Origin of the sequence: Sulfitobacter litoralis, assembly GCF_900103185.1 — a bacterium.
Classification (GTDB): domain Bacteria; phylum Pseudomonadota; class Alphaproteobacteria; order Rhodobacterales; family Rhodobacteraceae; genus Sulfitobacter; species Sulfitobacter litoralis.
In genome coordinates this window covers 72,836-96,640 of the sequence record NZ_FNJD01000003.1, presented here as the reverse complement: position 1 = coordinate 96,640, position 23,805 = coordinate 72,836, and the positions used below count along the sequence as shown (strand labels likewise).

Annotated in this window: 27 protein-coding genes; 10 read left to right on the top strand and 17 right to left on the bottom strand. The window is 59.4% G+C overall.

The window, feature by feature from the left end; all coding sequences use genetic code 11:
* The first annotated feature begins 15 nt into the window (after positions 1-15).
* The 3 genes from accD (at position 16) to BLQ98_RS03880 (ending at position 3,016) form a co-directional block, all read left to right on the top strand.
* Entirely contained in the window at positions 16-1,002 is a 987-nt protein-coding gene (gene accD, locus BLQ98_RS03890) for an acetyl-CoA carboxylase, carboxyltransferase subunit beta (protein ID WP_093732032.1), read from the top strand.
* Positions 999-2,273 carry a bifunctional folylpolyglutamate synthase/dihydrofolate synthase gene (locus BLQ98_RS03885; RefSeq protein WP_093732031.1) on the top strand — a complete coding sequence of 425 codons (1,275 nt, stop codon included), beginning with the start codon at positions 999-1,001 and terminating at the stop codon, positions 2,271-2,273. Before accD ends, BLQ98_RS03885 begins: the two co-directional genes overlap by 4 nt.
* A 95-nt stretch (positions 2,274-2,368) precedes the next feature.
* On the top strand, positions 2,369-3,016 hold the full coding sequence (locus BLQ98_RS03880; protein ID WP_093732030.1) for a hypothetical protein: 648 nt from the start codon (positions 2,369-2,371) through the stop codon (positions 3,014-3,016).
* Here BLQ98_RS03880 and zapE read toward each other — a convergent pair.
* Positions 3,013-4,071: a cell division protein ZapE gene (gene zapE / locus BLQ98_RS03875; RefSeq protein ID WP_093732029.1), complete on the bottom strand. Its 1,059-nt coding sequence runs from the start codon at positions 4,069-4,071 to the stop codon at positions 3,013-3,015. The two genes, BLQ98_RS03880 and zapE, sit on opposite strands and share 4 nt — an antisense overlap.
* A 181-nt stretch (positions 4,072-4,252) precedes the next feature.
* Here zapE and BLQ98_RS03870 point away from each other — a divergent pair, with 181 nt between their 5' ends.
* Complete coding sequence (locus BLQ98_RS03870; protein ID WP_272903463.1) at positions 4,253-5,437, top strand: MFS transporter; 1,185 nt, start codon at positions 4,253-4,255, stop codon at positions 5,435-5,437.
* Here BLQ98_RS03870 and BLQ98_RS03865 read toward each other — a convergent pair.
* From BLQ98_RS03865 to paaI, 8 genes are all read right to left on the bottom strand, one after another.
* Entirely contained in the window at positions 5,434-6,357 is a 924-nt protein-coding gene (locus BLQ98_RS03865) for an alpha/beta fold hydrolase (RefSeq protein ID WP_093732027.1), read from the bottom strand. The two genes, BLQ98_RS03870 and BLQ98_RS03865, sit on opposite strands and share 4 nt — an antisense overlap.
* Positions 6,354-7,274: an ornithine cyclodeaminase family protein gene (locus BLQ98_RS03860; protein WP_093732026.1), complete on the bottom strand. Its 921-nt coding sequence runs from the start codon at positions 7,272-7,274 to the stop codon at positions 6,354-6,356. The genes BLQ98_RS03865 and BLQ98_RS03860 overlap by 4 nt, the downstream gene beginning before the upstream one ends.
* On the bottom strand, positions 7,271-7,891 hold the full coding sequence (locus BLQ98_RS03855) for an HAD family hydrolase (protein ID WP_093732025.1): 621 nt from the start codon (positions 7,889-7,891) through the stop codon (positions 7,271-7,273). The genes BLQ98_RS03860 and BLQ98_RS03855 overlap by 4 nt, the downstream gene beginning before the upstream one ends.
* 47 nt (positions 7,892-7,938) lie before the next feature.
* Positions 7,939-8,388 (bottom strand): YaiI/YqxD family protein, encoded by a 450-nt coding sequence (locus BLQ98_RS03850; protein WP_093732024.1) that lies wholly within the window; start codon positions 8,386-8,388, stop codon positions 7,939-7,941.
* Positions 8,389-8,397: 9 nt separating this feature from the next.
* The gene (fghA, locus tag BLQ98_RS03845) at positions 8,398-9,231 is read right to left on the bottom strand and encodes an S-formylglutathione hydrolase (protein ID WP_093732023.1); all 834 of its coding nucleotides are present in this window, start codon (positions 9,229-9,231) and stop codon (positions 8,398-8,400) included.
* A gap of 100 nt (positions 9,232-9,331) precedes the next feature.
* Complete coding sequence (locus tag BLQ98_RS03840) at positions 9,332-10,261, bottom strand: AEC family transporter (RefSeq protein ID WP_093732022.1); 930 nt, start codon at positions 10,259-10,261, stop codon at positions 9,332-9,334.
* A gap of 201 nt (positions 10,262-10,462) precedes the next feature.
* Entirely contained in the window at positions 10,463-11,773 is a 1,311-nt protein-coding gene (paaK, locus tag BLQ98_RS03835) for a phenylacetate--CoA ligase PaaK (RefSeq protein ID WP_093732021.1), read from the bottom strand.
* Positions 11,770-12,207: a hydroxyphenylacetyl-CoA thioesterase PaaI gene (gene paaI, locus BLQ98_RS03830; protein ID WP_093732020.1), complete on the bottom strand. Its 438-nt coding sequence runs from the start codon at positions 12,205-12,207 to the stop codon at positions 11,770-11,772. The genes paaK and paaI overlap by 4 nt, the downstream gene beginning before the upstream one ends.
* Positions 12,208-12,320: 113 nt before the next feature.
* On the opposite strand from paaI, the gene BLQ98_RS03825 reads away from it, so the two are divergent.
* Positions 12,321-12,671, top strand: a complete 351-nt coding sequence (locus BLQ98_RS03825; protein WP_093732150.1) for a DUF2794 domain-containing protein — start codon at positions 12,321-12,323, stop codon at positions 12,669-12,671.
* Between the two features lie 31 nt (positions 12,672-12,702).
* On the opposite strand, the gene BLQ98_RS03820 is transcribed toward BLQ98_RS03825, so the two are convergent.
* From BLQ98_RS03820 to BLQ98_RS03810, 3 genes are all read right to left on the bottom strand, one after another.
* Positions 12,703-13,512: a C40 family peptidase gene (locus BLQ98_RS03820; RefSeq protein ID WP_093732019.1), complete on the bottom strand. Its 810-nt coding sequence runs from the start codon at positions 13,510-13,512 to the stop codon at positions 12,703-12,705.
* Positions 13,509-14,891, bottom strand: coding sequence for a leucyl aminopeptidase family protein (locus BLQ98_RS03815; RefSeq protein WP_093732018.1), 1,383 nt, complete (start codon positions 14,889-14,891; stop codon positions 13,509-13,511). Before BLQ98_RS03815 ends, BLQ98_RS03820 begins: the two co-directional genes overlap by 4 nt.
* Positions 14,892-14,958: 67 nt before the next feature.
* Positions 14,959-15,336, bottom strand: a complete 378-nt coding sequence (locus tag BLQ98_RS03810) for a hypothetical protein (protein WP_167354503.1) — start codon at positions 15,334-15,336, stop codon at positions 14,959-14,961.
* 149 nt (positions 15,337-15,485) lie between these two features.
* Between BLQ98_RS03810 and BLQ98_RS03805 the strand changes: the two genes are divergently transcribed.
* Both BLQ98_RS03805 and BLQ98_RS03800 read left to right on the top strand, forming a co-directional pair.
* Positions 15,486-16,136, top strand: coding sequence for a carbonic anhydrase (locus tag BLQ98_RS03805; protein WP_093732017.1), 651 nt, complete (start codon positions 15,486-15,488; stop codon positions 16,134-16,136).
* Between the two features lie 40 nt (positions 16,137-16,176).
* Positions 16,177-16,776, top strand: coding sequence for an NYN domain-containing protein (locus BLQ98_RS03800; RefSeq protein WP_093732016.1), 600 nt, complete (start codon positions 16,177-16,179; stop codon positions 16,774-16,776).
* A gap of 81 nt (positions 16,777-16,857) precedes the next feature.
* On the opposite strand, the gene BLQ98_RS03795 is transcribed toward BLQ98_RS03800, so the two are convergent.
* The 5 genes from BLQ98_RS03795 to BLQ98_RS03775 form a co-directional block, all read right to left on the bottom strand.
* The gene (locus BLQ98_RS03795) at positions 16,858-17,880 is read right to left on the bottom strand and encodes an aspartate-semialdehyde dehydrogenase (RefSeq protein ID WP_093732015.1); all 1,023 of its coding nucleotides are present in this window, start codon (positions 17,878-17,880) and stop codon (positions 16,858-16,860) included.
* Between the two features lie 76 nt (positions 17,881-17,956).
* The gene (locus tag BLQ98_RS03790) at positions 17,957-19,132 is read right to left on the bottom strand and encodes an MFS transporter (RefSeq protein ID WP_093732014.1); all 1,176 of its coding nucleotides are present in this window, start codon (positions 19,130-19,132) and stop codon (positions 17,957-17,959) included.
* A complete protein-coding gene (locus BLQ98_RS03785) occupies positions 19,129-19,905 on the bottom strand; it encodes an aldolase/citrate lyase family protein (protein ID WP_093732013.1) in 777 nt (258 codons plus the stop codon). The genes BLQ98_RS03790 and BLQ98_RS03785 overlap by 4 nt, the downstream gene beginning before the upstream one ends.
* Positions 19,906-20,029: 124 nt before the next feature.
* Positions 20,030-20,704: a winged helix-turn-helix domain-containing protein gene (locus tag BLQ98_RS03780; protein ID WP_093732012.1), complete on the bottom strand. Its 675-nt coding sequence runs from the start codon at positions 20,702-20,704 to the stop codon at positions 20,030-20,032.
* 1 nt (position 20,705) lies between these two features.
* Entirely contained in the window at positions 20,706-20,999 is a 294-nt protein-coding gene (locus tag BLQ98_RS03775) for a hypothetical protein (RefSeq protein ID WP_093732148.1), read from the bottom strand.
* A 187-nt stretch (positions 21,000-21,186) separates the two neighbouring features.
* Between BLQ98_RS03775 and BLQ98_RS03770 the strand changes: the two genes are divergently transcribed.
* From BLQ98_RS03770 to BLQ98_RS03760, 3 genes are all read left to right on the top strand, one after another.
* Positions 21,187-21,765 carry a hypothetical protein gene (locus tag BLQ98_RS03770; protein ID WP_093732011.1) on the top strand — a complete coding sequence of 193 codons (579 nt, stop codon included), beginning with the start codon at positions 21,187-21,189 and terminating at the stop codon, positions 21,763-21,765.
* A gap of 187 nt (positions 21,766-21,952) precedes the next feature.
* Complete coding sequence (locus BLQ98_RS03765) at positions 21,953-22,570, top strand: ribonuclease HII (protein ID WP_093732010.1); 618 nt, start codon at positions 21,953-21,955, stop codon at positions 22,568-22,570.
* 101 nt (positions 22,571-22,671) lie between these two features.
* Positions 22,672-23,772 carry a site-specific DNA-methyltransferase gene (locus tag BLQ98_RS03760; RefSeq protein WP_093732009.1) on the top strand — a complete coding sequence of 367 codons (1,101 nt, stop codon included), beginning with the start codon at positions 22,672-22,674 and terminating at the stop codon, positions 23,770-23,772.
* The last annotated feature ends 33 nt before the right edge of the window (positions 23,773-23,805 follow it).

Sequence of the window (23,805 nt, the reverse complement as noted above, 5' to 3'; positions counted from 1 at the left end):
AAGCAAAGGTTCACCATGAACTGGATCAACAACTACGTCCGTCCCCGGATCAATTCGATCTTCTCGCGCCGCGAGACCCCGGACAATCTGTGGACGAAATGCGAAGAATGCGGCACCATGCTGTTCCACCGCGAGGTGTCGGACAACCTGAACGTCTGCACCAGCTGTGGTCACCACATGGCGATTACCCCGCGCGAACGGTTCAAAGCGTTGTTCGACGGCGGCATTTTTACCGAGGTAAAAGTCCCCGCGCCAACGCCGGACCCTTTGCACTTTCGCGATCAAAAGAAATACCCTGACCGCCTGAAGGCCGCCCAAAAGCAGACGGGCGAAGCCGAGGCCATGCTGGTCGCCACCGGTGAAATCGGCCGCACGCAAATCGTTGCGGCGGGGCAAGATTTCTCGTTTATGGCCGGGTCGATGGGCATGTATGTCGGGAACGCCATCATCGCCGCGGCCGAAAAGGCGGTAAAGCTGAAATGCCCGCTGGTGCTCTTCTCCGCCGCAGGTGGCGCGCGCATGCAAGAAGGCATCCTGAGCCTGATGCAGATGCCCCGCACCACCATCGCTGTGCAAATGCTGAAAGAAGCCGGACTGCCCTATATTGTTGTGCTGACGCACCCCACCACGGGCGGCGTCACTGCGAGCTATGCGATGTTGGGCGACGTGCAGATTGCCGAACCTAATGCGCTGATCTGCTTTGCCGGACCTCGGGTCATCGAACAGACCATCCGCGAAAAGCTGCCCGAAGGGTTCCAGCGCGCCGAATATCTTCTGGACCACGGTATGCTGGACCGCGTGACGCCGCGCACAAAGATGCGCGACGAGCTGATCGATATCACGCGCATGCTGATGAAGCTGCCTCCTGCGGTACGGGGTGATCTGCCGGCACCCACCGAGGGCGGCGATCTATCCCATGCGTTGACCCCCGCACCTGAGGCCGACAGCACAGCTGTTGCTGCGACGCCCAAGAGTACGGCTTTGGACGCTAAGGCGAAATGACGCAGAAGACATCGGATGCAGTGCTGGCGCGCATGATGGCGCTGCATCCCAAGATCATCGATCTGACGCTAGATCGCATGTGGCGGTTGCTTGATGCTTTGGGTAACCCACAGAATGATCTGCCGCCCGTCATCCACATCGCCGGGACCAACGGCAAGGGCTCTACCCAAGCGATGATCCGCGCCGGGCTCGAGGCCGATGGCCATCGCGTGCATGCGTATACGTCACCGCATCTCGCGCGTTTTCACGAACGCATTCGCCTTGCCGGAGAGCTGATTTCCGAAGCCGCGCTGACTGAATTGCTGGATGAATGCTATGCCGCGAACAATGGCGAAAGCATTACATATTTCGAGATTACAACCTGCGCCGCGCTGCTGGCTTTTGCCCGTACTCCGGCGGAGTATACCTTGCTCGAGGTGGGCCTGGGCGGGCGTCTGGATGCGACGAATGTTGTGGACCAACCTGCGTTGACAGTGATCACGCCGGTGTCCATCGATCACCAGCAGTTTCTGGGCACGACCCTGCCCGAGATCGCAGGCGAAAAAGCTGGCATCATCAAGCGGCGCGTCCCTTGCGTTGTCGGCCCTCAACAAGACGCGGCCCTCGAGGTAATAGAAGCACAAGCCGCCCGTAACCATGCCCCAATCCTCGCCTACGGCCAGCAGTGGCATGTCGGGCAAGAGGCCGGTCGTATGGTCTATCAGGATGACGCGGGGCTGCTTGACCTGCCCAAACCTAACCTATTGGGCGCACACCAGATTTCTAATGCGGGTGCGGCTTTGGCAGCGCTAAGGCAGTTGGGTGTCTCGGCCGAGGCCTGCGAGGCAGCCGTCACCCGTGCCGCGTGGCCTGCACGGATGCAGCGGCTGCGCGAAGGGCCATTGGTCGACAGCGCACCCCAGGCTGAATTATGGCTGGACGGGGGGCATAATCCGGCTGCGGGCGATGCGATCGCGGCTGTCCTGGACGCACTTCCCGCGCGTCCGACGTATCTCATTTGTGGCATGTTGAATACAAAGGACATCGGCGGCTATCTGCGTCCGTTGGCCGGGCATGCAGAAAGGCTGTTTGCGGTATCCATTCCGGGAGAGGCGGCGACCCTGCCCGCAGATGAAACCGCGCAGGCCGCAGCCGAGGCCGGATTGTCCGCATACGAAGCGCCAGGGGTGGCCGAAGCACTGGCAACTATCGTCGCGAATGTGCCCCATGCGAGGGTGTTGATCTGTGGATCGCTGTATCTCGCCGGAGCTATTTTACGGGAAAACGGATAGCGTTTTAACTAATAGAATTGGCAATATTTACGATTTATAGGGGATTTGCGTTCTAGGTTCCGAGGGTAACTTTTTGCCTTTGGGGGGCCAATGCAATGACCAAACCATATCAGAATTTCCCTGCTCTGCGCAGGATCGCATTCGGACATCTACAACTGATAGCGATCTTTATAGGAGTGACGTTTATCGTCGACCACTGGCGTTCGGCGGATCGCGCGAATGTTGTGCAGGGCTATATCAACGGGGGGGTGTCACGCCCGTCTGTCGGTGGGCCCGCCTTTGTGCCGCTGTCGCCCGCAACGCTGCTGAACAAGATGCACAAGGATGCTTCGTTCGACGTCGCCCATGCGGTAAGCGCGATCGTGCAGTCTTTTGACGACACACGACAGGGACAAGTGCTTGAATCCTATTTGATCTGGGCAATCAGTACAGAACGGTCGGACAGCTATATCGACACCCTATTAAATAGCGCGGCAGCCAAGGGCGATTTCAATGTTCCGATGGCGCTGACAACCACGTCAGGTGCATTCAATACTGCTGGTTTTCTCACCTCGGTTGTTATTGCGGAACGCAAAGCACTTGCAGCTCGTGGGGCGGCCAGCGATCAACAAGCCACATCGCAGGAAGGCCAGCGGATCAACCGGTCGGTCGCATTCTATCACAGTCAGGCTGCACCAGTGCGTCTGGCGGCGTTTGACCCATCAAGTAGCTGGGTGACCTCAGGGGGGCAGCAGCGCAATTAAGCGCCCCAGCCTTCGGCCTGCATTTCGCGCAGACGGGATGCTGTACGCTCAAACTCAAAGGTGCCTTCGCCCTCTAGATACAACATCTCGGGTTCAGCAGATGCAGAACAGATCAACCGAACCTTGGCTTCATAAAGCGCGTCAATCAGGGTCACGAAACGCTTTGCCTCGTTGAAGTTCGATCTGCCAAGGCTGGGGATGTCGTCCAGCATTAACACGCGCGCGGCCTCTGCCAATGTCAAGTAATCCGCCGCACCCAAGGGCCGACCACACAGCGCGTGAAACTTGGCGCGGGCGACCCCATTGCGAAACTCAGGGACCACCACATCGCGACCTTTAACCCGCAAGACCAGCCCCTCCCCCGGTCCGCCGGCCAGATCGGTCCAGACAGCATCCATCGCCGCACGGCTTTCAGGATTGACGGGGGTGAAATAGGATTTCGTACCAGCCAGCCGGTCCTGTCGGTAGTCCCGCGGACTGGCAAGCTCAATCACCTTCATCTTCTCTTTGATCAATTCGATGAAGGGCAGGAAAATCTGACGGTTCAGCCCGTCTTTGTACAGATCATCCGGTATTCGGTTCGAGGTCGTCACCACGACCACGCCCGCGGCGAAAAGCGCCTCGAACAGGCGTCCGACAATCATCGCATCGGTAATGTCGCTGATCTGCATCTCGTCAAACGCCAGCAGTTTCACATTTGCCGCGACCTCTGCCGCGACAGGTGCAATAGCATCATCCACACCGGTTTTCCGAGCCTCGTGCATCGCACTGTGAATTTCCTGCATGAACGCATGAAAATGCACGCGCCGCGTCGGCACATCGCCCATATTCGCTGCGAACATATCCATGAGCATCGACTTGCCGCGCCCCACACCCCCCCAAAGGTATAGGCCCTGCGGTGGTTCTGGTGCGCGTTTGAAAAACCCTTTTTTCTGCGGGGCCATCAACGCACTTCGGATGCGGTCCAGCTCTGGCAAAACAGCTTCTTGTGCTGCATCTGGCGACAGGCTGCCATCGGCAATTCGGTCTTCGTAAATGGAACGTAAATCGGTCATATCCCCGACTTACAACGTGCCACCTACTTTGAAAAGAAGCACTGAAGGCCGACCTGACCGTACAATTGAAATTGACCCTCTCGGTTTCAAAGCTACGGTGGCGACAACAGCTTCGGGGGGCGTCGTGGAAAAGAACGCATCAATCTTTACACCAGTGTTGATCGTCGGGTGTTTGATCATCATGGTCAGCTTCGCCGTGCGCGCATCCTTTGGTGTGTTTCAAATTCCGATCGCAGAAGAGTTCGGCTGGCTCCGGTCAGAGTTTTCGTTAGCCATCGCAATCCAGAACCTCGCGTGGGGCATCGGGCAACCGATCTTCGGCGCGATGGCAGAAAAAATCGGTGACCGTCGCGCCATCATAATCGGGTCTTTGATCTATGCCGTGGGGCTGGTTCTTTCGGCCAATTCCGTGTCCCCCATTGAGCATCAAACCTATGCGTGGCTGGTCGGCTTCGGGATCGCGGGGACGGGATTTGGCGTTATTCTGGCTGTGGTTGGCCGCGCCTCTACCGCCGAAAACAGGTCGATGTCGCTGGCCATCGCCACCGCTGCGGGCAGCGCGGGTCAGGTCTTTGGGGCACCGGTGGCTGAATGGCTGCTGGGTTTCCTCAGCTGGCAGGCCACATTTCTCGTTTTTGCCGGTGCGATCATGGCGATGCTGCTGACGCTGCCGTTGATGCGCACGCCTGCCATGGCAAGCAAGGCCGAGCTGGAAGAAAGCCTGTCACAAATCTTGGGCAAAGCGCTGCGGGATCCAACATTTACCTTCATTTTTATCGGCTTTTTCTCCTGCGGGTATCAGCTGGCTTTTATCACCGCGCATTTCCCCGCCTTCGTGACAGAGCTTTGCGGTCCGATCCTTGCCGGTGGCGTGCTGCATAATATCGGGATCACAACGACTTCGGCGCTCGGCGCGGTTGCGATTTCGCTGATTGGTCTGGCCAACATCGCCGGTACCTTGCTGGCGGGGTGGGCAGGTAAGCGGTATTCTAAGAAATACCTTTTAGCGGCGATTTATACGGGGCGTACCGTGATCGCAGCGCTGTTCATTATGCTGCCGATCACGCCGGTATCGGTCATTCTTTTCTCTGTCGGCATGGGGGCGTTGTGGCTGGCGACGGTGCCGCTGACCAGTGGTTTGGTCGCGCATATCTATGGGCTGCGCTATATGGGCACGTTGTACGGAATTGTGTTCTTCAGCCACCAATTGGGCAGCTTTTTAGGCGTTTGGCTGGGCGGGCGGATGTATGATGTTTATGGCGATTACACGGCCGTGTGGTGGATCGGCGTGGCCGTCGGCGCATTTAGCGCACTGATCCATCTGCCGATCCGCGAACGCCGGTTGCCCGGACTGGTGACTACTTAGGGCGTTGCGCTGATATGCGCCTTGATCGCCGCGACAATCTGGGGCCCGTGGGTATAGGGCAAGCCATGGCCCGCGCCCGCGATCACCTCGTGTTCGGCGGTGCGGTTCCACTCGGCGAGGCTGCCAATGGCTGAGGCGGGGATCACCTGATCCTCGTCGCCCCACACCGCCAGTACAGGGATGTCGAACGACTGGATCGCGCGGTGTTCGTCGCGTAGCACATCAGCCAGAATACCGCGGCGGCTGGCCAGCACCGCTGGAACATAATGCTTATAGTCCAGCTGCTCTGCCTGATGGTCGTGGATATGGGGCACCTGCACGGGAGTGTCGCGTTCGGCCTTGATGCCGCGGCGGAATGTGGGTGGGAAAAGCGCCAGCATCAGCCAATCGCCAATAACCGGCGTTTTGGCCATGAAATCTACCAGTTTGTTCTGCGCCAGCCCCATGCCTGCCGGTGCCAGCAAGATCAGCCGTTCTACCCGGTCGGGGAAGGCCGCGGCAAAACAGGTCGCGATAGAGCCCCCCATGGAATAGCCCAACAGGGTAAAACTACCGGTCACGTCTTGGTCTTCCAGCAGGTCTTGGAGTTGTTTGATAAAGAACTGTCGGTCCTGCGGTCCGGACGGGCGGTCTGAATATCCCCGCCCGTAAAGATCATAGGTCAGCGTGCGATAGCCCATCGATGCCAACCCCCGGGCAACTGCGCGCCAGGCGATGCTGGGTGTGGTCAGCCCGTGCACACAGACAGCAACAGGCCCTTGGGCGGGGCCGAGCCATTCATAGTGGGTCACGCCGTCAGGCAGTTCTGCAAACTGGCCAGAAGCGCTGCCCCGGTCCGCGTCTTCCATCTCGGCGCGGTTGCGTTCAATCACAAGCGGGATCGCAACCACCAGCATACCAAGGAGGAGAAACCAGATCATCTACGCGCGCGCCACCGGTCAAGGATGTAGCGGCTGGTCATCAGGTCAAGATGCGCGCCCCCGCCGTTTTTGAACAGGGTGATCTCGTCGTCTGACTGGCGGGTAAAAGATCCCATATCATAATAATCCGCAACGATGTCATTGGCAGAAAGCACCCCTTGGGCGATGGGGATTTTCAGCTCTCCGATGTGATCGACCGTGGTGTCGAGACTGTCGACGAATAGTCTGGTTTTGGTCAGCGCCGCGTCGTCGACCTCGCGCATGTCGGGGCGATAGGCTCCGATCAGGTCAAGGTGCTGGCCGGCTTGCAGCCACGCGCCCTTGATCAGCGGTTCGGTCGACATGGTGGCGCTGGTGATGATGTCCGCGTGGCGCACGGCGGCCTCAAGGTTGTCGGCGATTTTCAGACCCTTGATATCGCGGGCCATCGCTTGCGCATTCGGGGCAGAGCGGTTCCACACGGTAAACTCGGCATCAGGAAAGACCGCGCTATAAGCGGCATGCAGTCCGCGCCCTTGGGTGCCTGCGCCGACAATCAGGATTTTGCGGCTGTCAGGGCGGGCAAGCTTGCGGGCCGCCAGCAGACTGTCACCGGCGGTTTTCCATTTGGTAACAAGGTGAAAATCGATCAGCGCCTCGAGCGCACCGTGATCATCAGCATAAAGCGACACGCCACCGTTCACCATCGGTGCCCCTTTGGCGGGGTTGTCGGGAAAGATGGTGGCGGATTTCACGGCCAGCCCCAGCCCGTCGATCCAGGCGGCGCGGTTCAGCAGCGTATCCTTGCCACGGTACAAAAACGTATCCGCAATCTCGGCGCGCGGTAGTTTGTGGCCGGCGGCCAGCGCATCGGTCAGGCCGATCCAGTCCAGCCGCGCCTCGCCTTGGTCAAAGGGGATAATATCGAACTGGGTCATGCGGCTTCTTCCTCGGTCAGCAGACCTGCGGTGACCAGCCTGTCGGCCCACCCGTCCGGTCCGGTAAAGTGGTGGGTTTGCCAGCCGCGGGCGTTGGCGGCGTTGATATTATCGATGCGGTCGTCGGTGAACAAAAGCGCGTCGCCGGACAGGCCTGAGGTATCTTCAAGTGCGGCATAGATCGCAGGGTCCGGCTTGATCATGCCCATATGGCCCGAAATGAAATCGCGGTCGAACGCCCGCAAGAAAGGATAATGCTGCGCCGCAAGATCATAGGACTGGATGCCGAAGTTGGTCAGCGAAAACACCGGTACGCCCTTGGCCTGCAGCGCTTCTTTCAGCCGCAATGAGCGGGGGATCACGGGCGCTGCCATCTCGATCCAGCGGTCGTGCCACATGCGGATTTCAGTGCGCCACGCGGGGTTGGCCTCGGCGGCGGCATAGATCGTATCGGTGAAATGCTGCCCGCTGTCGACGCGGTCGTTCATCCCGTGCAGGTCGACTTCGGCGAACATGGCGCGGCGGCGGTCCTCTCCGATGACGGAATCGTAGAACCGTTCGGGCTGCCATTCGATCAGCACATTCCCAATGTCAAAGACGACTGCTGCTGGTTTCATGTGCTCTTCCTTTTGCCGGGTCCGAAGGGGTCTTGCTGCCCCGAGCCCTACCGTTGTGCCGCGCGAAGTTCGCGCTCTAGCGCTTCTAGAAAACGGGAGCGGTCTGTCTTTGTAAACCCTTTGCCGCCGCCCTGACGGAACGGGTCGGCGGCGCGCAGGTCGGTCATCAGATCGCGGGTTGCCAGCACGTTGCCGATATTGGCCGAGGTCAGCGCTTCGCCGTTGTGTTTCAGCACCCGTGCGCCCGCTTCGACGCAGCGCGCCGCTAGGGGGATATCGCCCGTGACCACCACATCGCCAGGGCCGCAGCGGTCTGCGATCCAGATGTCGGCGATGTCGGGGCCATCGGGGACAATCACTGTTTCGACCAGCGGGTTCTGCGAGGGACGCAGCCCGCCGTTGGACACCACATACATCCGCACCTTATGACGGGTGGCCACGCGTTCGGCCTCTGCTTTGACGGGGCAGGCATCAGCGTCGATATAAAGCGCGGTCATCGTCCCGGCCTATCGCGCATACAGGGCGTCGGCATGGAACGCGATGTGGTCTTCCATGAACGTCGAGATGAAGAAATAGCTGTGATCATATCCCGGCTGCATCCGCAGTGTGGCGTTCTGGCGTGCCTTCGCTATCGCCTCGGCCAATGCTTCGGGCTTGAGCAGATCAAGGAATTGATCATCCGTGCCCTGATCAATCAGGATCGGGCCGTCGAAACCGCGTTCGGTCATCAAAAGCGTTGCGTCATGTTTGGCCCATGTGGTTTCGTCATTGCCAAGGTATACGGCCAGCTGTTTGCGACCCCAATCGCTGCTGGTGGGGTGGGCGATCGGTGCGAAGGCAGAGACCGAGGTAAACCGTCCCGGCAGGTTCATCGCCAACGTCAGCGCCCCGTGCCCGCCCATCGAATGCCCGCAGATCGCCTGACGGTCCATATCCAGCGCGAAATTTTCGCCAAGCAGTGCAGGCAGTTCGTCGGCGATATAGTCCCACATCTGGAAATGCGGCTTCCACGGGTCTTGTGTGGCGTTCACATAAAAGCCCGCGCCTTTGCCCAGATCATAGGCGTCATCATCGGCCACATCATCCCCGCGCGGCGATGTATCAGGAAAGACGATTGCGATCCCGTGTTCAGCGGCCCATGCCTGTGCCCCAGCTTTGGTCATCGCGTTTTCATGGGTGCAGGTCAGCCCCGACAGGAACCACATCAGCGGTACCGGCCCCTGCTTGGCCTCTTCGGGGAGGAACAGGGCAAAGGTCATATCACAGCTACAGGCCGCGGAGCGGTGAGAATAGACGCCTTGGGTGCCTCTGAAGCTGGTATTCTCGGAAATCGTTTTCATTGGGCGTCTCCTATATCTGGTTGGTATATGGCTAGCGGGCATCGACGCGGGCGGCAAGGGCGGGACGCTGCGCGGCAAGTATTTGCGAAAAGGGTGAAGGCTACAGGCCTGTCACCCAAGCGATCACGAGACTGACGCTGAGAATGCTGAACAGCGTTGACACTAGGATCGCAGCAGAGACACGTTGCGGCCCCACGTTGTAGTGTTGAGCGAGCATATAGACATTGCCCGCAACGGGCAGCGCGGCGGTCGCGATGATCACACCTGCCTTATACGGGTCCACATGGAACAGCCACAGTGCAGCAAGGGCGACAAACGCGGGGTGGAGCACCAGCTTGCAAAATGATAACCATCCGGCAATGTGTAGTTTTTCGGCAGATTTTGTGGCCAACGAGGCGCCGATTGCGAACAAGGCACCCGGGGTTGCCGCACCACCTAGGATCGCCAGAAAGTCATTCATCGGGGCCGGAATGGGGATGCGCAAGCCGGACCAGATAAAGCCTAGCGTCATCGCGACGATCATCGGGTTTTTCACCAGCCCCAAACCAATGGTGCGCAAGGCGCGCAAGCTAAGTTGGCCGTCGCGCGACCCGGTGATCAGGATCACGATGAGGCTGGAAAAGACGATCAGATCTACCGCCAGTGCCAGTACCACAGGGCCGATTGCCTCTGCCCCGAGCAAAAGCGTGAGCATGGGGACGCCAAGAAAGCCGGTGTTGCCGATGACGGCGCATTGCGCCTCCATTGCTGTGCTGGGAACGTCAAGCCCGCGCCAAAATCCGACCAACGTGGCGATGCCGTAAACGAACCCTGTTCCCCACAGATAGGCCGCGACGAGCCGTGTGTCCCAGACCTCTGCCAGGGACAGATTGGCAGAAAAGCGGAACAGCATGGCAGAGAGCGCAAAATAGAAGACGAACTTGGTCAAATAGGCCGTGGCTTCTGCGGTGAAGAACCGCGTGCGCCCGGCCCAATAGCCCAGACCGATCAGCGCGAAAAAGGGCAGTGTTTTGAGAAAGATCGCCAACATGTAGAATTGGTAGCGGCTGCGTGTGCTTCGTGCAACGGGGCAACAGTGCTGTGATGCAAATACATCGGCCTGGAGTGGGGGGCGTCGGTTCTAAGGGCGGAGCGTGGCGGGCTATTCGGCAGCGTCTCCGCAATCTCAGAGGTATAAATCGACCGCGTGGTGAGATACGCGGTCGATGGGCTTACAGGTGTGTTGCTGGGGCTAGCCTTTGGGGCGGTTGTCGATGATGCGCACGGCTTTGCCTTCGGAGCGGGTGATGCTGTTCACATCGCCCACGTCGATTTGCACGCTGATGCCCACAGTCTCTTTGATCTGCGCGGCCAGCTGTTGCGCTGCAGCCTCACGGGCGAGGCCGCCAACGGTGGCGTCGGCGCATTCGCACAGCACGCGCATCTGATCCATCCGGTCCGGTTTGCTCAGCTCGATCTGGAAATGCGGGGCGAGGCCGGGTGTCGCCATCAGGGCTTCCTCGATCTGCGTGGGGAACACATTAACGCCGCGCAGGATGATCATATCGTCGCTACGGCCGGTGACTTTTTCCATCCGGCGCATGCTGCGCGCGGTGCCGGCGAGCAGGCGGGTCAGGTCGCGGGTGCGGTAGCGGATGATCGGAAACGCCTCTTTGGTGAGCGATGTAAACACCAGTTCGCCCTTTTCACCGTCGGCTACAGGATGGCCTGTTTCGGGGTTGATCACCTCGGGGTAGAAATGATCCTCCCAGATGTGCAGCCCGCCCTTGGTCTCGACGCATTCGCACGAGACGCCGGGGCCCATGATCTCGGACAGACCATAGATATCAACGGCATGCATATCAAACGCCTGTTCGATCTCGACCCGCATGGCGTTGGTCCAGGGTTCGGCTCCGAAGATACCCACCTGTAGCGAGGAGTGGCGCGGGTCGATGCCTTGACGCGCGTATTCGTCGAGGATCGACAGCGCGTAAGAAGGCGTCACAGTGATGCCGTCGGGCTTGAAATCTTCGATCAGGCGCACCTGCCGCGGGGTCATCCCGCCCGAGATCGGCACCGTGCTAAGTCCGAGGGTATCAGCCCCCAGATGTACCCCCAGCCCGCCCGTAAACAGACCGTAGCCATAGGCATTGTGCAGCATGTCGCCGGGTTTGAGCCCCGCAGCACGCAGGGACCGCCCCATGACAGTTCCCCAATTGGCGAGGTCTTTTTTCGTATACCCCACGACTGTTGGTTGGCCCGTCGTGCCCGATGACGCATGGATGCGCGCCAGCTGGTCGCGGGGCACGGCGAACATGCCAAAGGGGTAATTATCGCGCAAATCGGTTTTGACGGTGAAGGGGAACTTTGCAAGATCCGACAGGCTGTGCAGGTCGTCGGGGTGTACGGCCGCGGCATCAAAGCTTTGGCGGTAAAAGGGGACGTTCGCATAGGCGTGGTGCAGTGATTTTTTCATCCGCTCCAGCTGTAGGGCGCTGATTTCATCGCGGCTGGCAAGCTCGATCGGGTCGAGCGATGACCGGGCGGGCGTGAGGTCTTTCATGGGGTCATTTCCTCCTCGAAATGATGGCCTTTGATGGTGCGTGACAGGCCACGGAACAAGGCGATGGTGCGCCCGTCCTCCCCCGTGACTGTCACGTCATAAACGCCGGAGCGCCCGGTTTTTGATTGTTCCCGCGCTGTCGCCAGCAGTCGTTCACCCGATTTACCAGGGGCGAGGTAGGAAATCTGGTTCTGTTGGGCCACGGCAAGCTGGTTGTAGCTGTTGCAGGCAAAGGCAAATGCGCTGTCCGCGAGGGTAAAGATATACCCGCCGTGTGCGATGCCGTGGCCGTTGAGCATCACCGGGGTGATCACCATCGACAGGTCTGCCTCTCCGGGGCTGATATGGTCGATCCGCATGCCCAAGGATTGGCTGGCCGTATCAATGGACCACATGGCGGCAGCGGATTTTTCAGCACGGAGTTGCGGGGTCATGGCGGGCCTTTATGTTTCACAATTTTGATGCTTGCACAGATAATGTAACGCTTTCAAGAGAATTGATCGGTGGCTCTCTTGATTTGAGCGTCGAAGGGCGCAACTGTCAAAGCATGACAGTGCATATCCATCCCTCACACCCGCAGAACGAACGCGCACCCGAGCAGGTTTCCTTTCACCGGACCGAACTTGGCCCGATCCTGTCGCTTTACGGCCGAATGGTCGCGGCGGGTGAATGGCGCGACTATGGCATCTCTTCGCTGCGCGAAGTCGCGGTGTTTTCAATCTTTCGCAGGACCGCCGAGATACCACTGTACCACATCGAGAAACGCCCCAAGTTACGGATGAAACAGGGCATGTACGCAGTCATTGGTGCCAACGGGCAAGTGCTGCGGCGCGGTCAGGACCTTGCCTCTGTGCTGCGGGTGCTCGAGCGCAAGATGATCCGTGCGGTAGACACCTAACCGATTGCGCGCGCGGTAACCGGGGATGGATTTAAGGCCATTTGGAAGGGCTTAGGCGTTTGTGCCCGGTCAGCGGGCCGTCGATTTTGGCGATACGTGTCAAGGCGTCCTGAACGGGTTCGCGTGTGACGGCCATGTGATGCGCGTTCGCATGGATCATCGTCAAGGGGTCGAGCACCAGTGCGACATGACCTTTCCAGAACAGCAGATCATTGCGCCGGATATCACGGGGGGGGTGGCCAGAATCGGGCACGGGGTCGGCAAAGCTGGACTGCTGCTGGTCACTGTCGCCCGGGCAAGGAATGCCACAGGCAAGGAATGCGGCCTGCACAAGGCCCGAGCAATCGATCCCCCAGCGGCTGTTCCCCCCCCACAGATAGGGCGTGCCCAAAAACATCTCGGCCACGGCGGCGGGATCGCTAAAGTGGTGCGGCAGCGGCGCAAGATGTTGGGTCGGGATATAGCCAAGCGCGGTTTGCGCAAACCGGCCTTCAGTCTGGGTCACGGCAACACGGCTGCCAAAGCTGAGCGCACTGACATCGGGTGATTTCAGGTCGGCGTAGGTATAGGCGTGGGTGGCCGGTGCGGTCACGACATGGGTTGGTGTGGTCACAGGGCCGATGGCAGTTTCGTTAACGTAGCCGCAGTAGCTATCCTTGGTCAGTTGCACATAGGCGCTGCCATCGGCGCGATCCAGCACGGTCAGCGCCTCACCGTAGAGCGCCTGCCGGTCGCGGGGGCCGGTCGGGCTGCGGTCAAGATCGGTGACCGGCACGATGATTTGCGCCGGCGTTTTCTGGGTGATCCGCTCGGGGTCGGGATGCAGACGACGGTCGGTCATTTGGATAGGAACGTCCCAAGGCTGGCATGTAGCGCACGGGTTGCCTGTCCGACGCCGCCTTTGGCGCGGGCGGGCGCTGCGGCGGGTTGCCAGCCGTAGATGTCGAAATGCGCGTAGGGGCTGCCGGTGACAAAACGGCGCAAGAAAAGGGCCGCGGTAATGCAACCCGCGAACCCGCCCGAGGGGGCGTTATCCAGATCGGCGATGCCGGGTTCGATCAACGGTTCGTAGGGCGCGTGGAACGGCATGCGCCAGACCGGGTCCGCCTGCGCGGCCGCGGCAGCTTCAAGTGCGGCGATGAAATCGGGATCATCGCTGAAATAAGGCGCAAGATCAGGGCCCACGGCGACCCGCGCGGCACCGGTCAATGTCGCCATAGAGATGATCTGGTCGGGTTTGTCCTCATCCGCTAGTGCCAGCGCATCGGCCAGCACCAACCGCCCTTCGGCATCGGTATTGTTGATTTCGACCGTGAGGCCCTTGCGCGATGTCAGGATATCCTGCGGGCGGAAGGCATTGCCGGAGACCGAATTTTCAACCGCGGGGATCAGCACGCGTAGCTGCACGTCCATCCCTGTGGCCATGATCATATGCGCCAGCCCCAGCACCGCTGCCGCACCGCCCATGTCCTTTTTCATCAGCCCCATCGACGCGCCCGGTTTCAGGTTCAGCCCGCCGGTATCAAAGCAGACGCCTTTGCCCACCAGCGTCAGCTTCTTGCCGCTGGTGCCCCAGGTCATATCAAGCAGGCGGGGTGCGCGGTCGGCAGCGCGGCCCACGGCGTGGATCAGCGGAAGGTTCTGGGTCAGCAGATCGTCGCCGGTGATGACCGAGATTTTCGCCCCGTGCCGCTCGGCCAGTTTGCGCGCGGCGTTTTCCAGATCGGGCGGCCCCATATCAGAGGCAGGCGTATTGATCAGATCGCGGGTCAGCATCTCCCCTTCGGCGAGGGCGCGGATGTGACCGGCATCAACTCCGTCCGGCGCGACAAGGCGTGCGGCCATCGGCGATTGCGTGGCGTATCGGTCGAACCGGTACGAGGCGAGCAACCAACCCAGCGTTTCAACGGCCAAGTCAGCGGCGGACAGGTCGGCGTGTAGGACATAGTTACCCTTGGGCAGCTTGGCCGCAGCCCCTGCAAGATGAAAACGACCCCGTTTGCGGCCGTTGGCTGTGCCATACCCCGCCAGTGCCATGCGCAGCGATCCATCATCGCCCGGCAGCGTCAAGGCCTGTCCCAACGCACCGGTGAACCCCTGCACCTCGACCCATTTACGCACTGCGGCGGGTTGGCTGTCGAGCCAGCCGGATAGGGCGTTGCATCCGATCAGATGAAGCGGAATCGCAGAGGCGGTGGGGTCGGCGAAGAGAGCGGACATGGGGCAAGGCCTTTCGTGCGTGGTATTCGCGCGCAGCCTAGACGTATCCTGTGCCGCTGCAAGCCCGTCAAAGGGGGAAGTCATGCGTGTCCCAGATTGCAGTCAGCGACCGGTCGCCGATGCGGATCAGCCGCGTCAACGTCGCGCCAATGGCGACCGGGCTGGTCTGGTCGATCGCGCAGATCACATTCCCCGCGACATGCGCCAGTTTTTCCAGACCGACCTGTTCGGCAATCGCGATCAGGGATCGGCAGTTTTTACGCAGTTCGGGCCAGTTGGATGCCTGGTATAGGCGATTGCAGTGGGACATGCGCAGGGCCAATTCCTCCATGGCGCGGCAAACGACATCCTCGGCCCCTGTTTCGCCCAGTTGATCATATAAAATACCCAGACGTTCCTGATCTACGCGGACTTGTTCGACTGGCCGCATTTGCAATACATACATTCGTGTCACCTCATCATAACGCCCCCACAGCGCATCGGCACTATGTTGGCCAAATGATGTTCAATTCGTTAACGGCCGCGTGCGTTTTCGCTCGAATACGATGCGAATTCAGGGTATTTCGGCTAAAATTAAGTAAAGGCGAGACACAGATGGATATGGCGAAACCGCTCCCGAATTACCTGGTTCAGCGCTATCACGGTTGGAAAGCAACCAGTTACGCTGAAAACGAGTCGTGGTACCGACGGTTGGCCAGCGATGGGCAGCATCCCCGCGCGATGATCATTTCATGCTGCGACAGCCGAGTTCATGTGACGTCAATCTTTGGCGCAGATCAGGGTGAATTTTTTATTCACCGTAATATCGCCAACTTGGTGCCACCTTATCAGCCCGATGGGCAGCAGCACGGGACCTCCGCGGCGGTCGAATATGCGGTTCAGGCGTTGAAAGTCGCGCATGTAATCGTGCTTGGCCATTCCAGCTGTGGCGGTGTTCAAGGATGTCTAGACATGTGTCAGGGCAATGCGCCGGAACTGGACGCCAAAGACAGCTTTGTCGGACGTTGGATGGATATCCTGCGCCCGAAATACGAAGTTGTCGCGGATATCGAAGACCCGAAAGAGCAGGCACGCCAGCTTGAGAAGCACGCTGTAATGACGTCGCTTGAGAACCTGATGACGTTCCCCTTTGTGGCCGAGCAAGTCAAAGCGGGCGAACTGACATTGCACGGCCTGTGGCACAACATCGGCGAAGGCGGGCTGGAATGCTATAGCGCCGACAAAGAGATGTTCCGGCCAGTATAATGGACCAGCAAGTCCAGCGCGGTTTTGGCGGCGCTGACGCGTGATTGTTCCTGCGCTTTTACTGTTGGTGTCGATCATTGGCACGGTTATCGCGACCTCCCAGCCCGTCTGGGGGGATCTTGTCTTGCTGGCGGGGCCGAGCGCCGTCGCCAGCGCGATCCTGCTGCTGCGCGAAGCGCGGGTTTGGTTGGCGGGTCAGTCCCGACGCAGCGCCCGCGGGGCGGTGGTGATCGACGGGTCAAACGTCATGTACTGGTCGGGCGGCACGCCGTCGATCGCGCCAGTGCAGGATGTGGTCCGCACCCTGACGCAGCTTGGTTTCAAGACGGGCGTGGTGTTCGATGCAAACGCAGGGTACCTGCTGACGAATGCCTATAAGGACGATGCGGCGCTTGCGGCGATGCTCGAGCTGCCGGTGGATCAGGTGATGGTCGTTCCGCGCGGCTCTCCGGCGGATCCGTATATCCTGACCGCTGCGCGCGAGATGGGGGCCGTCGTGGTTACAAATGATCGCTACCGTGACTGGGCAGAGGATTTCCCCGAAGTGCTGGGTCACGGGCATCTGATCAAAGGTGGGTACCGGCAACAAAAACTGTGGTTTGATTTTGCGACCGTGCCAGACGGGCAAAACGCTGCATGATCCAAAGGTAGCCCGCCGGCAGTCGGATATAAAAAAGGCCAGCGCATCGCACTGGCCTTTGTTCAATTCAGGGTAGGGGGCTTAGCCTTTTTTCAGCACTTCGCGGCCCAGCAGTTCAGCGATCTGCACGGCGTTCAGCGCGGCACCCTTGCGCAGGTTGTCGCTGACGCACCACAGGTTCAGACCGTTATCGATCGTACTGTCCTGACGGATGCGGCTGATGAAGGTCGCGAAATCACCGGCACATTCGACGGGGGTCACGTATCCGCCGTCTTCCCGCTTGTCGATAACCATAACGCCCGGCGCTTCACGTAGGATGTCGCGGGCCTCGTTCTCGTCCAGATGATCTTCGAACTCGATGTTGATCGATTCGGCGTGGCCAACAAAGACGGGGACGCGCACGCAGGTCGCTGTGACCTTGATTTTGGGATCGACGATTTTCTTCGTCTCTACCATCATCTTCCACTCTTCTTTCGTGTCGCCGCTGTCCATAAAGACGTCGATATGCGGGATCACGTTAAAGGCGATCTGCTTGGTGAACTTGCGCGGCGGCTTGCTGTCGGTGGGGTTGTAGATCGACTTGGTCTGGTCCCACAGCTCGTCCATCCCGTCTTTGCCCGAACCGGACACCGACTGGTAGGTCGACACGACAACACGTTTGATCGTGGCGCGGTCGTGCAGCGGCTTAAGCGCGACAACCATCTGCGCGGTCGAGCAGTTCGGGTTCGCGATGATATTTTTCTTGGCGTAATCGTGGATCGCGTGGGCGTTCACCTCTGGTACGATCAACGGGATATCCGGATCGTAGCGGTACAGCGAAGAGTTATCGATCACGACACAACCGGCCTTGGCAGCCTTGGGCGCGTATTTCTTTGTCGCCTCTGACCCGACGGCAAACAGCGCCATATCCCAGCCCGTAAAGTCGAACGTATCCAAGTCTTTCGTCTTGAGTGTCTTATCGCCAAAGCTGACTTCGGATCCCATAGACTTGCGCGAAGCAAGAGCCACGATTTCATCTACAGGGAAGTGGCGCTCGGCCAGAATGTTCAGCATTTCACGGCCCACATTGCCTGTGGCACCCGCGATGACGACGCGATAACCCATCTTAAAACTCCAATACTAAAATGTGATGGTGCGGGCCTCTTATACCGCCTGGGGGCGCGGGGGAAGGGGTCGTGTCCTATTCACCTGCGTCACGCGAAAACAGATAGACGAACAGACCTGCCGCCATGAGCGCGGCAAACAGGGTAAATATCAGCACATAAGGGGCCTGAGCCGTGACAGCGGGCTGGCTGACTGCATAGACGCGGCCCGACAGAAACTGCGCCACGCCGACGCCTCCGATGCTGCACAGGTTCAGCAGGGTCATGCCGCGCCCGATGAGCTGCGGTGGCATAAAGCTGCGCCCATGCGCGATGATCACTGCATATGTCGCGCCAAAAAGACCGATCGCCGCCATCAAGGCTGTGGCAAGGATGATGCCACTGTCGGGGAACATCACAAGTGCGATCAGCGCGAGAAGGTTAAGCGCAGTGCCCCCGATGATCACCCACTTTGTGCTGCCAACAAAGCGGTCCAGTGGGCCGTAGGCGAGGCTGCCTGCGACCATGGCGATCCCCATCAACAGGGTTGCCCACCCGATTTGATGGGCGTTCGCGCCAAAGACGTCCTCGAAGTAGGGGCCGATCCAAAGCCCGCGCAACGCGCCGACCTGGGCGTAGCTGACGCTCATGATGGGGAAAATGAACCACAATGCTTTGATCTTAAAGACGCCAAGCAGGCTGCCGCGTTGTTCGCCTTCGGGGGTGGCGGGGTCGCGTACGACACACCAGATGCCAATCGCCGTGAGCGTCGTGATGGCGCAAAGCCCCCACAGCGACGCGCGCCATCCGATCGTTTCAGCCGCAATGGCCATTGGATAGGACGCGACGAGGTTCCCGAATGTGCCAATGCCGACCATGACAGAGGCCAGCACAACAAAGCGGCTTGGCGCAAATTCACGCGCGAAGATATAGTAGGCCCCCATCAGCACCGGCGCGCAACCGATCCCGATCAACACCATTGCCAGATTGATATGCAGCGGCTGCGTCGCCACCGCAAAAAGCGCAGCCCCGCCGCCACCGCCAATCAGCAGCAGGCTGGCCGCCGTGCGCCGTGGCCCGACTGTATCCAGCGCCCAACCAACGGGCAGTTGCATGGCCGCAAAGGAAAAGAACCACAGCCCCGACGCAAAGGCGAGGTCTTCGGGTGTGGCCCCCAGATCGACCCGCAAAGAGGGGCTGAGCACGGCCAGAAAGGCGCGGAAAAACTGGCTGAGCACATAGCCCAACCCCAACAAAGCTACCCCGCGCATCATTTCAGGGTATCACGCCATTTGCCTGCAAGCGCCTGCGCCGCGTGGCTGAGCAGCAAAACATCCGCCCCGACCGCAACAAACTGCGCCCCTGCTTCAAGCGCGTCGCGGGTCATGTCGTCGTGGGTCGACAGGATGCCCGGCGCTTTACCCGCTGCGTGGATCTTGTGCAGCGCGGTCATGATCGCGTCTTGCACTTCGGGGTGGAGCGCATTGCCCATGTACCCCATATCCGCCGCCAGATCCGCGGGCCCGATGAACACCCCGTCGATCCCGTCAACTTCCAGAATATCGTCGAGGTTCTCCAGCCCTTTAACGCTTTCAACCTGCACCAGCAGACAAATTTCATCGTCCGCCGTGGTGCCATAATCCGCGATCTGCGAAAATCGTGCTGCACGGGTCAGCGCATAGCCGACACCGCGGTCGCCGTGGGGCGGATAGGTGACATCGCGCACAAGCTGGCGGGCCTGATCGACATTGTCGACCATTGGCACCAGCAAGGTCTGCGCCCCGGCATCAAGCATCTGTTTGATCAGGTGAGTCTCGCCCACGGGGACGCGCACAACCGGATGGCTGTCTGATGCTTCAAGCACTTGCAGCTGCGCCAGAATAGAGCGCAGATCGTTGGGGGCGTGTTCGCCATCGATGACCAGCCAGTCAAAACCGGCGGTCCCCATCAGTTCAGCGCTATAGCTATCCGCAAGCCCCAGCCAGCAGCCAAAGACGGTATCTCCTTGTTTCAAAGCCTGTTTGAATGCGTTGAAGGGGGCTGGCATGGGCATGATCCTTGGTGCTGTTTCAGCGTACCCTAGGGTCAAGCATTGCGAAGTGTCCAGAGGGGGCGCTGCCCCCGTCGCGCGGGCGCGCCTCCCCCGGAGTTTACAGGGCAAAATGAAGAGGTCAGATGACCTTGATCACGTCCTTGTCGATGGCCAGCATGTAGCCGCGCCGCGCGATATTCTTGACCAGCAGTTCAGACACGATCTGGTTGCCTAATGTGTCGCGCAAACGTTTGATGCGCGTGGCCCCCGCCGCTTCGTCGCAGTCAGCGGCGGTCCGGCCGGAAATGACGCCTTCGATTTCAGAGCCGGACAGGACGTCGTCATCCATACGGGCTTCGGCGAGTACCGACATCGTCTCCATTGCGGCGGCGGTCAGTTTGAAACCGAGGTTATTAAGGTAGACGGTGTTCTCTTCGCGGCTGATCAGCAGAGAGTTCACCTGAATCCCGACCCGTTCGATCTGCGCCATGCGGCGATTGAAGCCCACAAGCATGATCAGAAAAACCAGCGCCGCGACCAGCATTGCGGTGGCAAAGACCAGCAGCACGATGATCACGATCCGGTAGCTCGACAGAGTTTCAGAGAAAGCGGTGCCCGATTGCGCGAGGATTTCAAGCAGCTTGATTTCAGCCTGTGCGGTCAGATCGTCGTTTTCGACAAAGATCCGTTCGACCTGTGCGTTAAAGGCATTGGCGTCGGGCAGCGCCCACAGCAAAAGCCCCGCGCCGATCAGAATGATCGCCACGACGGCCGCGATACCACCGCCGACAAAACGTCCGCCCGTGCGGCGCATCTCAGAAGCGGAGGAAGTTTTTTCCGGCACTCTCTTTCCTTTGGTTAAGCCCATCTTCGCCAAAGACAGAAACCACCGTCAGCAGCGTCCAGCCCTGTGCGGCCAAGCGTTTGGTCAGTTGTGACTGTGCCGTGGCACGGCTGCAGTCACCAGATACTTGCGCCACACCATAATGCAGGCGCAAGGGGTTTTCCTGCTTGGCCTTATAATCGGCAAAACATTCTGCCGCTTGGGCAGAGGGAGCGGAGAGGGCGAGCAGCCCCGCCGCGGCCAGGGAAAGGAGGATGTGTTTCATGTACATAAGACTGCGCTTATCCGGGCGGATATTCAATATCCATTGGGGCTGGGGGGCTTGATATCAGATAACAGCGGGGTGTTATTGCCTGTCTGAGGGGGGTTGCCCATTTTGATCACACGGCCTCGCTCTTGATGGCTTTGCATGGGGTGCTTCCCATGGTGCCCTTAACCGAAAGGATCAGACAATGCGCTTTACATTGCACCAGAAATTCATCGCCTCGATAGCAGCGGCAGCTGTCGCAATCACGGCTTTTACCGCCGTTCCAGCCGCCGCGGGTGATCGCAATAGGGATCTGGCAAAGATCGCGGTAGGGGTGCTGGGTGTAGCCATTGTCGGCAAAATCATTCACGACAAGAACAAGCGCGATGACGAACGGGCGCGGCAGGACGTGTCAAAGCATCGCCACGCGCCAAACACGGTGCACCGGGCCCCACGCCCCCCTCGGGCTGAACACGTACCGGTCTACCGCGCGCCCAAAGCGCAGCGCCATGTAGAGCCGCGCCCGCTGCCAAAGGGGTACAAGCGCCAGCGGTACGACAGGCACGCCAATGCCAAGCTGTTGCCGAAGCAATGTTTCCAAAGTTTCGATACGCGTCGCGGTCAGGTGCTGATGTTCGGCCGCCACTGTCTCGAGAATAATTTCCGTCATGCCGACCGTTTGCCGCAGCAATGTGCGCAGCAAATCCGGACCCATCGCGGCACCCGCTATGGGTATGACGCCCGCTGCCTGCGTGGCGCGGGATACAGTTTGGCGCGCGGTTAATCTCCGCGTGTCAATACCGGGGGGCATCTAGGTGTCCTTCATCGGGGAAGGGAGGAATGTTCGGGCATTCCTCCCTTTCTTATCGGCTGTGGATATCTTTTCCGATTGTGGCACCGCGGTCTTTGCAATGTCATAATTCGCGGTGTCGGGGCTTGAGCTTTGCGGCGGGTTGGGGTTTGCACACCCAATGAAACCAGATTTTGAATTTGAACGGGCCGCCCATGCGCGCGGCTTTCTGCGGGTCGCTGGCGTTGACGAGGTGGGGCGCGGGCCCCTGGCGGGGCCGGTCACGGCCGCTGCCGTCGTGCTGGACCCAGACCGTATCCCCGAGGGGCTGAATGATTCAAAAAAGCTGACCAAGCGGGCGCGAGAACGCCTGTATGAGCAGATTTTGCAGGTCGCGGATGTGAGCATCGCCCATGCCTCAGTCGAGGAAATCGAAGAGCTGAACATCCTGAGGGCGAGCCACCTTGCGATGGTGCGCGCGTTGGAGGGGCTGAAGACGCCGGCGGACTATGCACTGATCGACGGCAATATGATCCCGCGTGATCTGACGGTAGCGGCCGAAACCGTGATCAAGGGAGACGCGCGGTCGCAGTCGATTTCTGCGGCCTCTATTGCGGCTAAAATATGTCGAGATTGTGTCATGTTGTCATTGGCGCAACAGCACCCGGGATATGGTTGGGAAACCAACATGGGATACGGGTCAAAAAAGCACATGGAAGCGTTGCAGGAAATTGGTGTGACCCCACACCATAGACGTTTGTTCAAGCCGGTACACAACATGTTGTATCAAGATAAATAACTAACCACTTGATTCAAAAAAGAAATTGACCATGAATCGTCTGTCAGGGCATCTTGTGGATAACCAAGAGCACACAATGTGCCGGGCAAGAGGCAGCTATTATGAAGACGATGACCAAGGGTGCGGCAGCACTCCCTTTAAACACGATCATTTCTGGCGACTGTATCGAAGCGATGAATGCGCTTCCTGCGGAGTCGGTGGACCTTATCTTTGCAGACCCACCCTACAACCTTCAGTTGCGGGGTGACTTGCATCGTCCCGATAACTCGAAAGTCGATGCCGTAGACGATGCGTGGGACCAGTTTTCCAGCTTTGCCGTCTATGATAAATTTACGCGTGAATGGCTGAAAGCCGCACGTCGATTGCTGAAACCCAATGGCGCGATCTGGGTCATTGGCAGCTACCACAACATTTTCCGCGTCGGTGCCTCATTGCAGGATGCGGGCTTCTGGATCTTGAATGACGTGGTGTGGCGCAAGTCGAACCCGATGCCGAACTTCCGCGGCAAGCGTTTTACCAATGCTCATGAAACCATGATTTGGGCCGGTAAAGATGAGAATTCCAAATACACCTTCAACTATGAGGCGCTGAAGGCGCTGAACGAAGGGATCCAGATGCGCAGCGACTGGGTGCTGCCGATCTGCACCGGCCACGAGCGTCTGAAGGACGAAGCGGGCGACAAGGCGCATCCGACACAAAAGCCCGAAAGCCTTCTGCACCGCATTCTCGTCGGCTCTACCAACCCCGGCGATGTCGTGCTGGACCCGTTCTTTGGTACCGGCACCACAGGCGCTGTTGCCAAGATGCTGGGCCGTGATTTCATCGGGATCGAACGCGAGGAAGCCTACCGCAAGGTCGCTGAAAAGCGGATCAAATCCGTGCGCAAATTCGACAAAGAGGCGTTGCAGACCACCACGTCGAAGCGTGCAGAACCGCGTGTGCCGTTTGGCCAGTTGGTTGAACGTGGCATGCTGCGTCCGGGCGAAGAGCTTTATTCCCTGAACGGCCGTTACTCTGCCAAGGTCCGTGCTGATGGCACGCTGATCGGCAACGAGGTCAAAGGATCGATCCATCAGGTCGGTGCGGCGTATGAGAAAGCGCCAAGCTGCAATGGCTGGACATATTGGTGCTACAAGAAAGACGGCAAACGTGTGCCGATCGATATCTTGCGCCAGCAAATCCGGGCGGAGATGGCCAACTAGGCCTCTCCACCCCCCATTTACACCCTTTATACG

Excerpts from the sequence above, each read along its gene's own strand:
- BLQ98_RS03815 (WP_093732018.1), bottom strand. The coding sequence starts at position 14,891 with ATGTCCGCTCTCTTCGCCGACCCCACCGCCTCTGCGATTCCGCTTCAT.
- paaI (WP_093732020.1), bottom strand. The coding sequence starts at position 12,207 with ATGACCCCGCAACTCCGTGCTGAAAAATCCGCTGCCGCCATGTGGTCC.
- BLQ98_RS03880 (WP_093732030.1), top strand. The coding sequence starts at position 2,369 with ATGACCAAACCATATCAGAATTTCCCTGCTCTGCGCAGGATCGCATTC.
- BLQ98_RS03765 (WP_093732010.1), top strand. The coding sequence starts at position 21,953 with ATGAAACCAGATTTTGAATTTGAACGGGCCGCCCATGCGCGCGGCTTT.
- paaK (WP_093732021.1), bottom strand. The coding sequence starts at position 11,773 with ATGAAAGACCTCACGCCCGCCCGGTCATCGCTCGACCCGATCGAGCTT.
- BLQ98_RS03770 (WP_093732011.1), top strand. The coding sequence starts at position 21,187 with ATGCGCTTTACATTGCACCAGAAATTCATCGCCTCGATAGCAGCGGCA.
- BLQ98_RS03805 (WP_093732017.1), top strand. The coding sequence starts at position 15,486 with ATGGATATGGCGAAACCGCTCCCGAATTACCTGGTTCAGCGCTATCAC.
- BLQ98_RS03810 (WP_167354503.1), bottom strand. The coding sequence starts at position 15,336 with ATGTATGTATTGCAAATGCGGCCAGTCGAACAAGTCCGCGTAGATCAG.
- BLQ98_RS03820 (WP_093732019.1), bottom strand. The coding sequence starts at position 13,512 with ATGACCGACCGTCGTCTGCATCCCGACCCCGAGCGGATCACCCAGAAA.
- BLQ98_RS03855 (WP_093732025.1), bottom strand. The coding sequence starts at position 7,891 with ATGAAACCAGCAGCAGTCGTCTTTGACATTGGGAATGTGCTGATCGAA.
- BLQ98_RS03825 (WP_093732150.1), top strand. The coding sequence starts at position 12,321 with ATGACAGTGCATATCCATCCCTCACACCCGCAGAACGAACGCGCACCC.
- BLQ98_RS03850 (WP_093732024.1), bottom strand. The coding sequence starts at position 8,388 with ATGACCGCGCTTTATATCGACGCTGATGCCTGCCCCGTCAAAGCAGAG.
- BLQ98_RS03795 (WP_093732015.1), bottom strand. The coding sequence starts at position 17,880 with ATGGGTTATCGCGTCGTCATCGCGGGTGCCACAGGCAATGTGGGCCGT.
- BLQ98_RS03785 (WP_093732013.1), bottom strand. The coding sequence starts at position 19,905 with ATGCCAGCCCCCTTCAACGCATTCAAACAGGCTTTGAAACAAGGAGAT.
- accD (WP_093732032.1), top strand. The coding sequence starts at position 16 with ATGAACTGGATCAACAACTACGTCCGTCCCCGGATCAATTCGATCTTC.
- BLQ98_RS03870 (WP_272903463.1), top strand. The coding sequence starts at position 4,253 with ATGGTCAGCTTCGCCGTGCGCGCATCCTTTGGTGTGTTTCAAATTCCG.
- BLQ98_RS03885 (WP_093732031.1), top strand. The coding sequence starts at position 999 with ATGACGCAGAAGACATCGGATGCAGTGCTGGCGCGCATGATGGCGCTG.
- BLQ98_RS03840 (WP_093732022.1), bottom strand. The coding sequence starts at position 10,261 with ATGTTGGCGATCTTTCTCAAAACACTGCCCTTTTTCGCGCTGATCGGT.
- BLQ98_RS03775 (WP_093732148.1), bottom strand. The coding sequence starts at position 20,999 with ATGAAACACATCCTCCTTTCCCTGGCCGCGGCGGGGCTGCTCGCCCTC.
- BLQ98_RS03790 (WP_093732014.1), bottom strand. The coding sequence starts at position 19,132 with ATGATGCGCGGGGTAGCTTTGTTGGGGTTGGGCTATGTGCTCAGCCAG.
- zapE (WP_093732029.1), bottom strand. The coding sequence starts at position 4,071 with ATGACCGATTTACGTTCCATTTACGAAGACCGAATTGCCGATGGCAGC.
- BLQ98_RS03865 (WP_093732027.1), bottom strand. The coding sequence starts at position 6,357 with ATGATCTGGTTTCTCCTCCTTGGTATGCTGGTGGTTGCGATCCCGCTT.
- BLQ98_RS03760 (WP_093732009.1), top strand. The coding sequence starts at position 22,672 with ATGAAGACGATGACCAAGGGTGCGGCAGCACTCCCTTTAAACACGATC.
- BLQ98_RS03860 (WP_093732026.1), bottom strand. The coding sequence starts at position 7,274 with ATGACCCAGTTCGATATTATCCCCTTTGACCAAGGCGAGGCGCGGCTG.
- fghA (WP_093732023.1), bottom strand. The coding sequence starts at position 9,231 with ATGAAAACGATTTCCGAGAATACCAGCTTCAGAGGCACCCAAGGCGTC.
- BLQ98_RS03780 (WP_093732012.1), bottom strand. The coding sequence starts at position 20,704 with ATGCGCCGCACGGGCGGACGTTTTGTCGGCGGTGGTATCGCGGCCGTC.